The following is a 15,211-nucleotide window of genomic DNA, read 5'->3' on the forward strand; positions in this document are numbered from 1 at the left end:
CAATCGGCATCCGCCGATGGTCGCACGTCAGATCGTACCGGCCGGAGGCTCGGCTGCGGAAAACTGGTCGAAGGCCTCGATCGCGTGGCTGGCGTACATGACCGTAGGCCCCGCGCCCATGTAGATCGCCATGCCGAGCGTCTCCAGCACCTCCTCGCGGGTTGCGCCCCGCAGGACGGCAGCTTTGGCGTGGAACGCGATGCAGTCGTCGCAGCGGATCGCTACGCTGATGGCAAGCGCGATCAGTTCCTTCGTCTTCGGGTCGAGCGCACCAGCCGTTAGCGCACCTTGCGCCATGCCTGAAAAGGCACGCATCACATCTGCCGCTCCGCCGCGGAGCTGCTTGAGCGGGTGCTGAAGACCCGCTGCGAGATCCTTCCAGTCCAGATGCATCACCGGCTCCTCGCGCTTTCCGCACTCTTTACCGCTGACAGGTGGACAGACCGGCGACCATGTAGAGCTTGCAGCTGCCCGCAAGGGCGCTGAGGACCAGCGGCAGGCCGAGCCAGCCCATCCAGTTCCAGCTGGTGTCCGGCGCCCAGTAGGGCAGCGCCCAGGCGATCAGCGCGAGGCCGAGATAGAAGCGCAACAGGCGGTCAAGGCCGCCGAGGTTCCTGGTCATAAGGCGTCTCCTGTCAGTTCGGGATGAAATGCTCGCGCGCGACGGAGACCTCGCCGCTCTCCATGTCAGTCCCGCGGAAGCCGATCTCTATGGAGCCGGACGGCAAGGCGTCCTTCGGCACAGTGACCGACACGCGCACCTGCCGCGTCTGGTCGGGGCCGACGACGACCTGCAGGGTTCCGCCGGCAGCCGCGTCCACTCCAGGCGCCTTGATGACCGCGCCGGGGGGCGCATTCTCGAGTGTCAGCGCAATCGCCCTGTCGACTGGGCGCTTGTTCAGGAAGCGCATCGTGAAGTCGTTGCGCACGGCGCCATCGGAGAGCCGCGTGAACAGCGGGTTGCGTTCGTGCAGCACGGCGACGCTCATCGTGCCGCGCGTGGCGAGAGACCACACCATCACCGCACCGACGATGGCGATGACGGCGGCGTAGAGGATCGTGCGTGGCCGGACGATGCGGTAGACGGGCGCCTCCCCCGCCGCGCGGCGGGCGATGTTGATGTCCGTGTCATACGCGATGAGCCGGTCGGGCCGGCCGATCTGGCGCATGACGGTGTCACAGGCGTCGATGCACAGGCCGCACTGCACACAGCCAAGCTGAATGCCGTTGCGGATATCGACGCCGGTCGGGCACACCGCCACACACTGGTTGCAGTCGACGCAGTCGCCCGCCGGCAGCCCGGCCTCGCGGGCGTGCTCGGCCTTCTTCACCGACATGCGGGGCTCGCCCCGGTCGCGCCGGTATGTGACGTTGAGCGCCCACTCGTCTGTCAGCGCCGCCTGGATGCGCGGCCAGGGGCACATGTAGATGCACACCTGCTCGCGCATGTGGCCGGCGAGGGCGTAGGTTGTGAAGGTGAGGATGGCGATCCAGAGATAGGCGATCCACGGAGCCTGCAGCGTGGCGAGATCGCCCACGAGCGTCGGCGCGTCGGCGAAATAGAGGACCCAGGCGCCGCCCGTCCACCACGCGATGATCAGCCAGATCGAGTGCTTGAGGATGCGCTGCGAGACGAGGTCGACGGTCCAGGCGCCCTTGTCCTTGAGCATGCGCTCGCGCCGGTCACCCTCGACCCAGCGCTCGACCGCGTAGAAAAGGTCCGTCCAGACGGTCTGCGGGCAGAGATAGCCGCACCAGATGCGCCCGGCGACCGCGTTCATCAGGAACAGCGCCATGGCGGCGATGATGAGCAGGCCGGTGAAGTAGTAGACCTCCTGCGGCCAGAGCTCGATCCAGAAGAAGTAGAAGCGCCGGTGCGGCAGGTCGACCAGCACCGCCTGGTCCGGCAGGTTGGGGCCGCGGTTCCAGCGCACGAAGGGCAGCAGGTAGTAGACCGCGAGCGTCGCGACCAGCAGGCCCCACTTGATGCGCCGGAACGTGCCGTGCACCGCCTGCGGGTAGACCTTCTTGCGGGGCGCGTAGAGCGGGCCCTCGATGATCGTGTCGCCGTCGGCCATGACGCGTTGTCCTTCGTGGGGATATCGGGGACTGGAGGTTGGACGGACCGGCGCTCGGTCAGGCCGGTCGCGTCCCGCCGATGATGCTGCGGGCCACGACAAATCCGAGCGGGATGGCGACCACGAACCCGGCGATCCCAGCGATCGGGACGAGCCGCATCCCCTGCTCGGCAAGGCTGGGCACGCTGACGACGGCGAGGATGAAGCTGCCGGCGAGCGTGGTGCCGGTCAGTGCCCACATGAGGACGGCAAGGCGAAGCATGGCGGTCTCCTCGAGAGATCCGCCGGACGGGGGCTCCGGCTGAAACGGGCCCGTATAGGTCCGTATTGAAACTTAGATACGCCGTCGAGCTTTAGCATGCTATAAGGTAGATCACGTATCCAACTTTAGCAGGAGAGGGTTCGATGCGGCTCACGGCCTTCACCAACTACGCCCTGCGCACGCTGATGTTCGCGGCCCTTCGGGGCGATGCATTGAGCCAGGTGGACGAGGTCGCGCGCGCCCACGTCATCCCTCGCACGCACATCGTCAAATGCGTCCACCAGCTTGGGCGTTGGGGCTATCTGGAGAACGTCCGCGGACGCGGCGGCGGATTTCGCCTGGCGAGGCCGGCGGCCGCCATCACGGTTGGCGAGGTGGTGCGCCTGACCGAGGACGGGCTCTCCCTCGTTGAGTGCTTCGACCCGGCGACGAACACCTGCCCCCTGTGCGGCGCCTGCGACCTTTCGCGGGGCATGCAGCGGGCACTCGCGGCCTTTCTGGCGGTACTCGACGGGATGACGGTCGCAGACATCGCGCGTGACCGGGAACCCATTCTGCACCGCCTAGGCCTCGACGAGGCTGCGCGTCCGCTGCAGCGGACGCAGGCGGCCTGACGATCACGTACCGCGCTTCGCCGCGCAGGCGTTGTGCCCGAGAAGCGCAAAGGCACCACGAGACGACAGCCGCGCGACCCAGGACGCAAGAAGCCCGGCATCCGCGGGCTAGCCGGGAACGTGCACTCCGCGGAGGGGTTGATGACCGACGCTGGGCCGATGGTCCAGCAAATCCGCGCGAGCAAGGACACACCGCCATGACAAGCAAATTGGACCCCGGCTCGCGGCCGGAGGAGAAGCGCGGCCACGGAGACGAGCTTCACCAGCTGGCGTCGGATCCCGAGCAGCGTCTGACGACGAACCACGGCGTGCCGATCAGCGACAACCAGAACTCGTTGAAGGCCGGGCGGCGCGGGCCGTCCCTCCTCGAGGATTTCGTCCTCCGCGAGAAGATCCAGCATTTCGATCACGAACGAATCCCTGAGCGGATCGTGCATGCCCGCGGCTCGGCCGCGCACGGCTATTTTGAACTGACGGAGTCCCTCTCCGACGTCACCCGCGCCCGGGTGCTGACCGAGGTCGGGGAGAAGACCGAAGTCTTCGTCCGCTTCTCCACGGTCGCCGGCGGCGCCGGCTCCGTCGATACGCCCCGCGACGTCCGCGGCTTCGCCGTGAAGTTTTACACGAAGGAAGGAAACTGGGATCTCGTCGGCAACAACATCCCGGTCTTCTTCATCCAGGATGCGATCAAGTTTCCCGACCTGATCCATTCTGTGAAGATGGAATCCGACCGCGGCTATCCGCAGGCGGCGAGCGCGCACGACACGTTCTGGGACTTCATCGGGCTGATGCCCGAGGCCACCCACATGGTGATGTGGGCGATGTCCGACCGCGCCATTCCGCGCTCCCTGCGCATGATGGAAGGCTTTGGCGTCAACACGTTCCGGCTCCTGAACGAGCAGGACGAGGCGGTCTTCGTCAAGTTTCACTGGCGGCCCAAGCTCGGCCTGCAGTCCACCTGCTGGGACGAAGCGGTAAAGATCGCCGGCGCCGATCCGGACTATCATCGCCGCGACCTGTACGAATCCATCGCCAATGGCGATTTTCCCGAATGGGAGTTCGGCGTCCAGCTCCTGACGCAGGCCGAGGCCGACGAACTTCCCTTCGACATCCTCGATGCCACGAAGGTGATTCCGGAGGAACTGGCGCCCATCCGGATTGTCGGACGCATGGTGCTGAACCGAAATCCCGACAACTTCTTCGCCGAGACCGAGCAGGTCGCTTTCCTGCCCACGAACATGCCGCCGGGCATCGACGTCTCGGAGGACCCGCTGCTGCAGGGTCGGTTATTCTCCTACCAGGACACCCAGCTTTCGCGCCTGGGCACCGTCAACTTCCACCAGTTGCCGATCAATCGTGCCAAGGGATGCCCCTTCCAGAATCTGCAGCGCGACGGACACATGCAGACCCAGGTGTTCACCGGCCGCGCCAACTACGAACCCAACTCGCTGGCCGATGCTGGCGAGCAGGGCGGTCCACGCGCCGACAGCCGTGGTGGCTTCCGCTCGGCGCCGGTGACGATGGAAGGCGAAAAGGTGCGCCTGCGTTCAGAGACCTTCGCCGATCACTACAGCCATGCCCGGCTGTTCTATCGCTCGCAATCGGCGGTGGAGCAGGCCCATCTGGCGAGCGCCCTGGTCTTCGAGCTCTCGAAGGTGTCGCTCGACCATGTCGTGACGCGGATGCTGGCCAATCTGCGCAACGTCGACGAGACGCTCGCCGAGCGCGTGGCTGCCGGCCTGAACGTGGATCTGCCTGCTGCATCGAAAGCAGCCGTCGAGCCGACCGACATGGAGCCCTCACCGGGCCTGCGGCTCATCAACAAGTACCCGCCGAGCCTGAAAGGCCGGAAGGTGGGTATCCTGGTCTCGGACGGCGCCGACGGAGCAATCGTGGCGCAAGTCCGGAGGGCCGCCGAGGAGGAGGGGGCGACGGTCATGATCGTCGCTCCGAAGGTGGGCGGGGTCGCGCTTGCCGACGGCAAGCACCTCAAGGCGGACGGGCAGCTCGCAGGCACGCCGTCCGTCCTGTTCGATGCCGTGGCGCTGGTGCTCTCCGACGCCGGATGTGCGGAGCTGCTGAAGGAGGGCTCTGCGACAGACTTCGCCAAGAACGCCTTCGGGCACTTGAAGGCCATCGGGTACACCAAAGAGGCGCAGCCGCTGCTGGACAAGTCCGGCGTGGTGCTGGACGCGAGCGTCGTCGAACTCTCCAGGGGCGCGGCAGCGTTCATCACGCCCGCAAAGTCGCGGCAATGGGACCGCGAGCCCGAAGTACGCATGCTCGCCTGACTTCGGCGCCCGGCCAAGCGCCGGGCGTTCCCACGGCGGCCATGCGCAAGACGGCGCGCCGATTTCGCGATGGGTCAGCTCTCACTGTGCGGAGCCGAGCCTCCCAGGCCCGGCTCGCATCACCGTGGGGTGGCTGACAAAGCAGCTCCGCCCTGCGCCGGAAACGGACGTTGGGGTGTCGGCTGAGACCGGACCATCAACTCGAGCACCTTAAGGTTGCATCGCTCGTCGGCAACTACCTTGGTCTTGCTACGACGTTCGAGGTCACGCTGCACTGCGGGATCACACCGGGCCGGCGAGCGATCCTTGCCGTTGGCGACCTGGCGTTCACCCGCCCAATTTGGAAAGGCAGAACGCAGCCAGAAAGCCTGCGACGGTGATCAGCCCGGCATAGTCGTGGGCGGTCTCGAAAGCCTCGGGGATCATCGTGTCGGCGAGCATGGCGAGGATAGCGCCGGCGGCGACTGCGGTCGTGGCGGCGATGATCTCAGGGCTGGCTCCCCCGAGCGCTATGTTCCCGATCAGCGCGGCGCCTCCCGAGATCAGCGCGATCCCTCCCCAAACCCCGAAGACGTAACTGAAGCCTCTGCCCGCCTTGCGCATTCCCGCCACGCTCGACAATCCCTCCGGTACGTTCGAGAGGAAGACGGCGGCCACGGTGACGAGGCTGACGCCCTTGCCGGAGAGGAGGCTCACCCCGATGACGATGGACTCCGGAATGCCGTCGAGCAGCGCGCCCACGGCAATGGCCAACCCCGAGGTGTCCGAGCCGTCCTGGCTCTGATCGGGATTGGAACCGGAGCGCTTTCGGTGCTTTGCGCCTCGCCGCGAGATGTAGATGTTGGCGGCTGTGTAGACGGCCCCACCCGCCAGGAAGCCGGCCGCCGTCGAGTCGAATCCACCCTGGCGGAACGCCTCATCCATGAGGTCGAAGGCCACCGCCGAGATCAGCACGCCGGCGCCAACCGCCATGACCGCGGCGATCACACGTTGCGGCAGGTCGGAAACCCAGGCGACGGCCGCGCCGAGAACCAGGGCAGAACCACCCAGGAGACCCCACAAGCCAGCTTGCGCCCAGATCGGCATGCTCAGAACCTCGAGTTTCCCCTACGAAGCAGAACGGGCGCGCTGCCGTCCGGTTCGCGAGGACGGGCCTGCCGCGCAGTTACGTCGTCCGGGGTGCCGTTGGTTCGGGAGGGGGCGGCCGCCGGTCCAGCGTAAGCCTCGCGACCATCGGCAGGCTCAGACCCTGGACGACGACGCTGAAGACGACGACGGCATAAGTCGCCGAGAGGATCAGCGACTTGGCCTCACTCCCGGGGAGTGCCAGCGCCAGAGCGACCGAGATGCCGCCCCGTACGCCCGCCCAGGTGAGGAAGGGCACGTTGCGGATCGACATGCCCGCGCCGGACGGAACCACCAGCAAGGGGCAGAAGACAGCGACGAGGCGCGCGAGAACGACGATCGGAATCGCGGCCGCCGCGAAACCGAACGACAGCTCGCCCCGGCTGACCACCAGAACCTCAAGCCCGATCAGCAGGAAAAGGACCGAGTTCAGGATTTCGTCGATCAGCGACCAGAGACCGAACAAATAGGTCTGCGTCCGGTCGCTCATGGCATCGCGTGGTCCCCTCGTGCCGATGAAAAGCCCCGCCGCGGCCATGGCAAGCGGCCCACTCACCTCCAGCCTCTGGGCAACCGCGTAGGTGCCCGTCACGAGCGCGAGCGAGATGAGGACTTCCACGGGATAGTCGTCGATGAGCCGCATGCCCCAGTAGGCCACGTAGCCTGTCGCGAGTCCCAGCAGGAGCCCGCCGCCCGCTTCCTTCACCAAAAGGAGGCCGGACGAAAGCAGTCCTCCGTCGGCGTCCTGGCCCGCGGCATAGGCCGTGAGCGCCGTCACGAGCACGATGCCGACGCCGTCATTGAACAGGGCCTCTCCCTGCAACTCGACTTCAAGCTCCGGCGGCAGCGAGACGGTCCGCAGCATGCTCATCACCGCGACAGGATCGGTGGGGCTGATGAGAGCTCCGAAGACCAGCGCCCAGCCGAGCGTCAGCGGCCAGCCTGCCAGCCTGGCCAGCCACCAGGCGGCGAACCCGATGATCGCGGTCGAGATCAGCGTGCCGATGACGGCGAGAAACGCGACCTGCCAGCCGCGACTCCGCAGCTTTCCGAAGTCAACGTGCAGCGCACCCGCGAAGACCAGAAAGGCGAGCATGCCGTCCATCACGAGGTGGCTGAAATCGATGCGATCAAGCGGTGAGGTCAGCGCTTCGAACAGATGCCGGTCCGGCACGGCCCGGTCCACGGCAATCAGGACACCGGAGGACGCGACGCTCATGACGAGCAAACCGACCGCATGCGGGAACGGCAGGAACTTGTGGTTCAGCCAGCCGAACACGGCTGAGAGCCCGAGCAGCAGGGCCGCGATATCGAGAAAGGAAAACACGCGGACGGTCTCATGTGAGAATGGTGTGGATTGGCCAACGTCGCCGCAGCAAGCGGGTTTGCTCGTTCGGGGCGTGTGATGTCGCCCTCCGGATGACTCAGCCCCACCCCATGCGCTCCCGGGGCCCGTCAGTCCGGCTGCCGGCACGACCGCCGTCGCGTCCCTCACCAAGAGCTTCGGCTGCCCGCTGGACCCGCCGGTTGAGGTCGGCGAGGTCGGCTGCCACCAGCGCTCCCTGGCGCGCGGTGTCGCTGATGCGGGCAAGCTGGCGCGACAGGGCATCGGACCACGGGGGGGAGGGCCGCGCTCCCGCCAGCTGCCCGATCACGTCGGCCATGCGGATCAGGATCGCGGTGTTCGCCTGCCCAGCCTGCCGCAAAGCGTCGAAAGCGGCAGCAACGAGTCCGGCCGGATCGGACCGGTCGAGAAGGACACGGACCGCACCGTCCTTGTCGCTGAGGACGGCAGCGGGCTCGCCTCTGGACATCGCTACCTCCAGCGCCCCGGCCAGCCGGTCGATCGTGGCGATGGCCGTGAACGGGTCGTTGATCCCCGGCGACAGGGCGCGCAGACCGATCTCGACGAGCTGGCGCAAGCCGAACTCGATGTCCTGGGCCGGACTTCGATCGGGGCCGACGACGAAGGCGGAGCGCACCTCCTCGACCTGGTCGTCCGCAAGGGTCCCGCCGCGCACCAGCAAATGCGGGCCATGGCACAGAACGAAGTGGCCGGCCCTGACGCGCACCTCGAAGACGACACCGGCCTTGCACGCGGCCTCCAGCAACGCCTGATGATCGACCACCTGGACGACCCCGCTCCGTCCGATGGCGATCTCCTGCGTCACGGGTGCAAGGTGTTCGGGGCGGGAAGCGTCGGCCGGGTTGTCCGCCTCCGGCAGGATCGTCCGCACGGAGCGCTGCAGTTCGCCGGCGACGAGGTCGATGATGTTGTCCGCCACGAGCGACCGGGCGACCTTGTGGACATAGAACAGAAGCGCGAACAGGCAGAGCACGGTGAGAAGGCTGGCTCCGGTCACCGCCGTGTGGGGCACGCTGCTTGCTCCGGCGACGTCGCTGATGCTCCGCAACACGACCACGATGTAGAGGATCGTGCCGATGAAGAGGCCCAGCACAGCCTGGATCTGCCGGTCGGCCATGAAGGTGGGGATCAGGCGCGGTCCGAGTTGATTGGCGGCCAGCGACAGGATGACGAAAGTGACCGACACGACGAGGGACGTCATCGTCATGAGCCCGGACAGGAGGCTCGACAAAAGGTCGCGCGCCGTCCCGGGATCACCGCTGAAGAGCCACCAGGGCGCGTGGCCGCTTTCAAGGACCAGTCCCGACAGCGCACCGCCGTGGACGAGGGCCAGATAGGCCAGCGCAAGCCCACCAAGGCTGAGGGCGAGGGGCATCGGCCAGAGCTGCCCGCGCAGGAGCACCAGAAGATTGCGCAGCCGCACGGCCGTGGAAGCGATGCCTTGGCCCCCGCCGGTTCTCAAGGCGCGTGAAGTCGAAGCGATGGCGGCCTCCGTCGGGCGCATCCGGCGGAATCACCGGTCCCGGGGCAACCGCGACGCACAAGGTTAGTTCCACGTAATCGGCCCTGTGGCCGCCAGTGAAGGCCAGTCCCGGACGTCTTCAGCTGGTGGGGACGCAATGCGCCTCGCCACAGCTCTCGGGCTTGTTCAATCGTCCTTCTTCCCGGGGCTGTCTGCCGCTCCCTGTGCGGAATGAAGCATCGCGGAGGCGATGCCATGATAGACCCCGTGGGGGACCACCAGCTTCGACATCAGGTCCGCGATCAGCGCCGTCAGCATCAGGGGGATGATGAGCGCGTGGTTCTGCGTCATCTCCGAGACGATGACGAAGCCGGTGATCGGAGCCTGCACCACGCCAGTGAGAAACGCCGTCATCCCGAGCACGCCCATGACCGGCAGGGGCACGCCGGACAGCAACCCGGACAGCGCAGAACCGATACCCGCGCCGATCGAGAGTGACGGCGAGAAGATGCCGCCAGGGATGCCGCTTGCAGCAGAAGCGAGGGTGGCCACGTACTTCAGGACCGCAAAAGAGGGCGGAGTCGGTTCGCCGTGCAGGATGGCGGTCGCCGGCTCGTAACCGGTTCCGAAAGTCGCTCCTCCGGACAGCCAGCCACAGACCGCGACGATGATACCGAGCGCACCGCCCCACACGAGGCGGCCTCTGGCGGACCCGATGCGCCCTGGAGTGGGAAGACCTGCCGCTGCCGCGGTCATCACACGGTTGAACGCACCGCCCGTGACACCGCCGACAACTCCCATCAGCGGCACAGCGATCCAGCCTGCACCGAAGGGCAGCACCTGCCCGGTCTGGCCGAAATAGGCATAGTCTCCGAGCAGCGCGAAGGAGGTGAGACCGCCCGCGATCACAGTGCCGATCACGAGACCGCTTGTCCTCACCTCGAAGGACCGGCTGAGTTCCTCGATGCCGAACACTATACCCGCGAGCGGCGTGTTAAAGGCAGCAGCCACCCCCGCCGCTGCGCCCGCGAGCACGAAGCCTGGCTGTCGGTGGGGCGCGAGCCGCCCGGCCGCGAACATGATTGCCGCTCCGATTTGCACCGTCGGGCCCTCGCGTCCAATGGAGGCGCCGGTCAGCAGGCCCCAGATCAGAAGCACGACCTTGCCGGCCGCGACCCGCAGGGACACCAGGCGACGACGCAGTTCCTGGTCCGGCGTAGCACGCGCGACGATGACCTGCGGAATGCCACTCCCGCCCGCACCGGCGAACCATCGATCCGTGATCCAGGCCGATGAAACAAAGCCGAGGGGCGTCAGCGCCAGCGGAGCGAGCGGCCAATGCGCCGCGAAGGTGCGGAACAGATCTTGCGCGATATCCGAGAGGCGGGCCAGGACGACGGCTGCGGCGCCGACCAGCAGACCTCCCGCGATGAAAACGGCCTGACGGGACCAGTGCAGCTGCAGCGGTTTGACGATTTTTGTCCAGAGAGGTCGCATGTTGCCGTGATTGGCACAGCGACGACCACGCCTCAAGCAGAGGCTTGACTGACAGGTATTCCGGCTTCCGGCATGCTGCCGTCTCAGCAGGAGCGGCGACCGGACCGACCCGGCGGCAAATCGAGCGCGTGGTCTGTCGGTGCACGATCTGACTTGCATCGCAACTGACCGGCGCGGCTCGATCGAAAGAAGATTCGGCGGATCGATTCAGACAAGAGCAGCCGGGCGGTCTCACCGTTTGGCCATCCGTTCGGTGGCATGACCTTCCTGCTTCGGTATTGCGCTGCATGATCGAAGGCGCCTAGAACGGTTCATTCGTCAGGACCCGGTGAAACTCCGGGTGGCTCTTCCGGCCGCCGATCCGCCGGACCACGCAACGCTCTCGATCATCGACCGCCGGCTTCGCCGTGCGGCGGAGTGTCTTTGCGGAACCGTCCCCCATGCCCAAGCTGCCTCACACGTCCGCCGCGCGGGTGCGCCGCGAATGGTTCTCGAATGTGCGCCCCGACATGCTGTCCGGCATTGTGGTCGCGCTTGCCCTCATCCCGGAAGCGATCGGCTTTTCCGTCATCGCCGGCGTCGATCCCAAGGTCGGGCTCTACGCCTCGGTCGTGATCGCCACGGTGATCGCCTTCACGGGGGGCCGGCCCGCCATGATCTCCGCGGCCACGGCGGCCACTGCGGTGCTGATGGGCGGCCTCGTGCGCGACCACGGCATCCAGTACCTGTTCGCCGCGACGATCCTGATGGGCGTCTTCCAGATCGTCGCAGGCTTCCTGAAGCTTGGCCGTCTCATGCGCTTCGTCTCGCGCTCGGTGATGACGGGCTTTGTCAACGCGCTCGCGATCCTGATCTTCATGGCTCAGCTGCCGGAACTGACCGGCGTTCCGACGGCGACATACGGGCTGATTTTGCTCGGCCTGGCGATCATCTACCTCCTGCCGCGCCTCACGACGCTGGTGCCGTCGCCTCTTGTCGCCATCGTCGTCGTCACGGTCATCGCCTACGGATTCCGGCTGGACGTCCGTACGGTGGCCCAGTTGGGCGAGCTGCCCTCCACTCTTCCGTCCTTCGGGTGGCCTCAGGTGCCGCTGACGCTCGAGACGCTGCGCATCATCGCTCCGGTCGCACTCACGCTGGCGGCGGTAGGACTCCTGGAGTCGCTGCTGACGGCCCAGATCGTCGATGACATGACCGACAGCCGGAGCGACAAGAACCAGGAGTGCAAGGGTCAGGGAATTGCCAACATCGCCTCTGCCCTCTTGGGCGGCATGGGCGGCTGCGCCATGATCGGCCAATCCGTGATCAATGTCTCGTCCGGCGCGCGGGGGCGGCTGTCCACCCTCGTCGCCGGCGTCTTCCTTCTCGTCCTTCTCGTGCTGCTGCAGCCCCTTCTGGCCATCGTTCCCGTGGCGGCGCTCACGGCGGTGATGATCATGGTGTCCATCAACACCTTCTCCTGGCGCTCCATCCTGAAGCTGCGGGACAATCCGAGGGCCTCCTCGGTGGTGATGCTCGCGACGGTGGCGACCGTTGTTGCCACCCACGATCTCGCGAAAGGCGTTATCGTCGGCGTGCTGCTCTCCGGCGTCTTCTTCGCGGGGAAGGTGGCGCGTCTCTGCCGTATCACCAGCACGCTGTCCCCGGATGCCGCGACGCGGACCTACACGGTGGAAGGACAGGTGTTCTTCGCCTCAGCCGGCACCTTCTCCGACGCCATCGACGTTCTCGAACCGGTAGACCGGATCGTCATCGATGTCGGCGCTGCCCATTTCTGGGACATCTCCGCGGTGGGCGCGCTGGACCGTCTGGTGCTCAAGGCTCGCCGGCACGGCCACACGGTCGAGGTCATCGGGCTGAACGAGGCGAGCGCCACCATGGTCGAGCGCTTCGCCGTGCACCAAAAGGACCCTGACGCGATCTCGGCGTCTCCGCACTGACGGGCAACTCGGATATGGTTTCCCGCGGGGGCTCTCCGGACGGAGGCCAAGATGACGATCAAGGTCGGCGAGCGCTACCAGCACCTCATCGGACGAGGAGGGTGCACGTGCATCCCGCAGGACGCGGGCATGTTCCCGGACAGCGCGATCGCTGACCTGTCACGACGACGCTTTCTCGCGACCATCGCAACAGGTGCCGTCTCCGCTGCTGCTGTCACGTCGACAGCGTCTGCTGCGAGTGCGCCGGCGTCGGTTTCGGCGATCCTGCCGGCAGCGATCATCGCAAAGGTCCACGCCGCGATCGACGCGGATACGCCTCGCCTGCTCGACATCTTCAAGGACCTTCACCAGCATCCGGAACTCGCGTTCACTGAACTGCGAACTTCCGGGATTGTCGCCCGAGATCTGCACGACCTCGGCTTCGAGGTCACGGAGGGCATCGGCAAGACCGGCGTGGTCGGTGTCATGAGGAACGGCACGGGGCCGACCGCCTGGTTGCGCGCGGACATGGACTGCAACCAGGTGCGCGAGACCACCGGTCTGCCATGGGCCGCGACCCAGCCGCAACGGCTTGCCGACGGCACCGAGGTCGACGTGATGCATGCCTGCGGACACGATGCCCACGTCACCTGGATGCTCGGCAGTGCGCGGGCGCTGGCTGGACTCAAGGCCGACTGGGCCGGCACTCTCGTCGTCTATGCCCAGCCTGCGGAGGAAATCGGACTCGGGGCGCAGGCCATGGTCGAGGACGGCCTGTGGAGGCGCGGCTTCCCGAGGCCGGACTACGCATTCGGAGCACACACCGCACCCGGCCCGGTCGGCTTCGTCGCCAACTCGCCGGGCGTACGCATGGCCGGCACCGACCAGCTCGACATCACCTTCACCGGCCTCGGCGGCCATGGCTCCACCCCGGAGATGACCATTGATCCCGTGGTCATGGCCGCGCAGGCCGTCCTGAATTACCAGACCATCATCAGCCGCAGCATTGATCCCCAGTCCGCCGCCGTCCTGTCGGTGGGCGCGATCGAGGCGGGGACGAGCAACAACATCATCCCGGGATCCGCCACCCTGAAATTGAACCTGAGGTGGTTCTCGGCGGAGGTGCGGGACAAGATGATCAGGCGGATCGACGAGGTGGGTCGCGGCGTGGCCATCGGTGCCGGCGTCGAGGAAGCACACATGCCGACCCGCCACATGAAGGGCAATGCCGGCCCGCTGGTGAACGACGAGGCGCTTGTCGGCCGCGTGAACCCCTCGCTCGCAGCCCTGCTCGGCCCCGAAAAGGTGATCGACGATTTTCCGGCCGTGATGGGCTCCGAGGACTTTCAGGAGGCGTTCAGACCTCTCGGCGGTGTTCCGTATTCCTTCGCGCTGATCGGCGTGGCACCCGTCGAGATGTTCCTCAACGCACGCGCGGCAGGACGGCCATTTCCCTACTCCAACCACAACTCGGATTTCTTCGTAGACCTCGCGGCGATCCCGATCGGAGCGAAAGTCAACACCGTGGCAGTGCTCAGCGTTCTGGCGAAGTCCGTCTGAACGCGAGGAGACAAGGGCTGACACACCCCCGTGACCTGGCGAATGGCGGCAAAGGGTCAGGTGTTCGCCTTCGAGCGTCGGTCGGTCTCGCGTAAGGCGTCGCCGCGCTTACCAACGATGGACCACCCCATTTGCCGTGAGTGGTGCCGGGCGCGGACTGCGCGCCCGGCTTGGGCGCATGCGGCCATGAGAGTCGCGTGTCAGCCCTTGATGAAGGCGAGCAAGTCGGGATTGATCGTGTCGGCATGAGTGGTGAGCATGCCGTGCGGGAAGCCTTCATAGACCTTCAGCGAGCCATTCTTCAGCAGCTTCACCGACAGGAGCGCCGAGTCGGCGATGGGGACGATCTGGTCGTCGCTGCCGTGCACGACGAACGTGGGCACGGTGATGGACTTGAGATCCTCCGTGAAGTCGGTCTCGGAGAAGGCCTTGATGCCGTCGTAGTGAGCCTTTGCCCCTCCGATCATCCCCTGCCGCCACCAGTTCCCGATTACGGCCTGCAATGGCTTCGCGCCCGGCCGGTTGAAGCTGTAGAACGGCCCGGACGGGACATCCATGTAGAACTGCGCCCGGTTCGCAGCCAAGGCGGCCCGCAGCGTGTCGAAGGCCTCGATGGGCTGTCCTCCGGGATTGGAAGGCGACTTCAGCATCACCGGCGGTACCGCGCCCACGATGATCAGCTTGGCGACCCGGCCCTGCGGCTGGCCGTGGCGCGCGACATAGCGCGTCGCCTCGCCTCCCCCGGTGGAATGGCCGATGTGCACGGCGTTGCGAAGGTCGAGATGCTGGGCCACAGCCGAGGCGTCGGCGGCGTAGTGGTCCATGTCGTGCCCTTCGGACACCTGCGTCGACCGGCCGTGCCCCCGCCGGTCGTGTGCAACGACACGGAAGCCCTTGGAGAGGAAAAACAGCATCTGGTTGTCCCAGTCATCGGACGACAGCGGCCATCCGTGATGAAACATCACGGGCTGCGCATCTTTGGGTCCCCAGTCCTTGTAGAAGATCTCAACGCCGTCGGCGGTGGTGATGGTCGGCAT

General features: G+C 66.5%; 13 protein-coding genes and 1 other annotated feature. Of the genes, 4 read left to right on the top strand and 9 right to left on the bottom strand.

What is annotated here, in order from left to right; translation table 11 throughout:
* Positions 1 to 27 precede the first annotated feature (27 nt).
* From AC5JCN_RS15760 to AC5JCN_RS15775, 4 genes are read right to left on the bottom strand one after another with little or no spacing between them, the layout of a single operon-like run.
* Positions 28 to 393, bottom strand: a complete 366-nt coding sequence (locus tag AC5JCN_RS15760; protein WP_495756030.1) for a carboxymuconolactone decarboxylase family protein — start codon at positions 391 to 393, stop codon at positions 28 to 30.
* 28 nt (positions 394 to 421) lie between these two features.
* Positions 422 to 622, bottom strand: coding sequence for a YgaP family membrane protein (locus AC5JCN_RS15765; RefSeq protein ID WP_495756031.1), 201 nt, complete (start codon positions 620 to 622; stop codon positions 422 to 424).
* A gap of 13 nt (positions 623 to 635) precedes the next feature.
* On the bottom strand, positions 636 to 2,078 hold the full coding sequence (gene ccoG, locus AC5JCN_RS15770) for a cytochrome c oxidase accessory protein CcoG (protein ID WP_495756032.1): 1,443 nt from the start codon (positions 2,076 to 2,078) through the stop codon (positions 636 to 638).
* A gap of 58 nt (positions 2,079 to 2,136) precedes the next feature.
* Entirely contained in the window at positions 2,137 to 2,340 is a 204-nt protein-coding gene (locus AC5JCN_RS15775) for a hypothetical protein (RefSeq protein WP_495756033.1), read from the bottom strand.
* Positions 2,341 to 2,483: 143 nt separating this feature from the next.
* Between AC5JCN_RS15775 and AC5JCN_RS15780 the strand changes: the two genes are divergently transcribed.
* A complete protein-coding gene (locus AC5JCN_RS15780) occupies positions 2,484 to 2,954 on the top strand; it encodes an Rrf2 family transcriptional regulator (protein WP_495756034.1) in 471 nt (156 codons plus the stop codon).
* 197 nt (positions 2,955 to 3,151) lie between these two features.
* On the top strand, positions 3,152 to 5,245 hold the full coding sequence (locus AC5JCN_RS15785) for a catalase (RefSeq protein WP_495756035.1): 2,094 nt from the start codon (positions 3,152 to 3,154) through the stop codon (positions 5,243 to 5,245).
* A 327-nt stretch (positions 5,246 to 5,572) separates the two neighbouring features.
* Here AC5JCN_RS15785 and AC5JCN_RS15790 read toward each other — a convergent pair whose 3' ends face one another.
* The 4 genes from AC5JCN_RS15790 to AC5JCN_RS15805 form a co-directional block, all read right to left on the bottom strand.
* A complete protein-coding gene (locus AC5JCN_RS15790; protein ID WP_495756036.1) occupies positions 5,573 to 6,331 on the bottom strand; it encodes a ZIP family metal transporter in 759 nt (252 codons plus the stop codon).
* Positions 6,332 to 6,410: 79 nt separating this feature from the next.
* The gene (locus tag AC5JCN_RS15795) at positions 6,411 to 7,697 is read right to left on the bottom strand and encodes a cation:proton antiporter (RefSeq protein ID WP_495756037.1); all 1,287 of its coding nucleotides are present in this window, start codon (positions 7,695 to 7,697) and stop codon (positions 6,411 to 6,413) included.
* A 97-nt stretch (positions 7,698 to 7,794) separates the two neighbouring features.
* Entirely contained in the window at positions 7,795 to 9,240 is a 1,446-nt protein-coding gene (locus AC5JCN_RS15800) for a DUF2254 domain-containing protein (RefSeq protein ID WP_495756038.1), read from the bottom strand.
* A gap of 144 nt (positions 9,241 to 9,384) precedes the next feature.
* Positions 9,385 to 10,695, bottom strand: coding sequence for a chloride channel protein (locus AC5JCN_RS15805; RefSeq protein ID WP_495756039.1), 1,311 nt, complete (start codon positions 10,693 to 10,695; stop codon positions 9,385 to 9,387).
* A gap of 318 nt (positions 10,696 to 11,013) precedes the next feature.
* Positions 11,014 to 11,069: a sequence feature (sul1 is cis-regulatory element that is thought to sense ions involved in sulfur or methionine metabolism; They are found in Alphaproteobacteria), on the top strand.
* Positions 11,070 to 11,135: 66 nt separating this feature from the next.
* Here AC5JCN_RS15805 and AC5JCN_RS15810 point away from each other — a divergent pair.
* Positions 11,136 to 12,635: a SulP family inorganic anion transporter gene (locus tag AC5JCN_RS15810; RefSeq protein WP_495756040.1), complete on the top strand. Its 1,500-nt coding sequence runs from the start codon at positions 11,136 to 11,138 to the stop codon at positions 12,633 to 12,635.
* 51 nt (positions 12,636 to 12,686) lie between these two features.
* The gene (locus AC5JCN_RS15815) at positions 12,687 to 14,174 is read left to right on the top strand and encodes an amidohydrolase (protein ID WP_495756041.1); all 1,488 of its coding nucleotides are present in this window, start codon (positions 12,687 to 12,689) and stop codon (positions 14,172 to 14,174) included.
* A 200-nt stretch (positions 14,175 to 14,374) separates the two neighbouring features.
* Here the strand turns inward: AC5JCN_RS15815 and AC5JCN_RS15820 are convergent, their stop codons facing one another.
* Positions 14,375 to 15,211: an alpha/beta fold hydrolase gene (locus AC5JCN_RS15820; protein ID WP_495756042.1), complete on the bottom strand. Its 837-nt coding sequence runs from the start codon at positions 15,209 to 15,211 to the stop codon at positions 14,375 to 14,377.

It is taken from the genome of Alsobacter sp. (assembly GCF_059501845.1).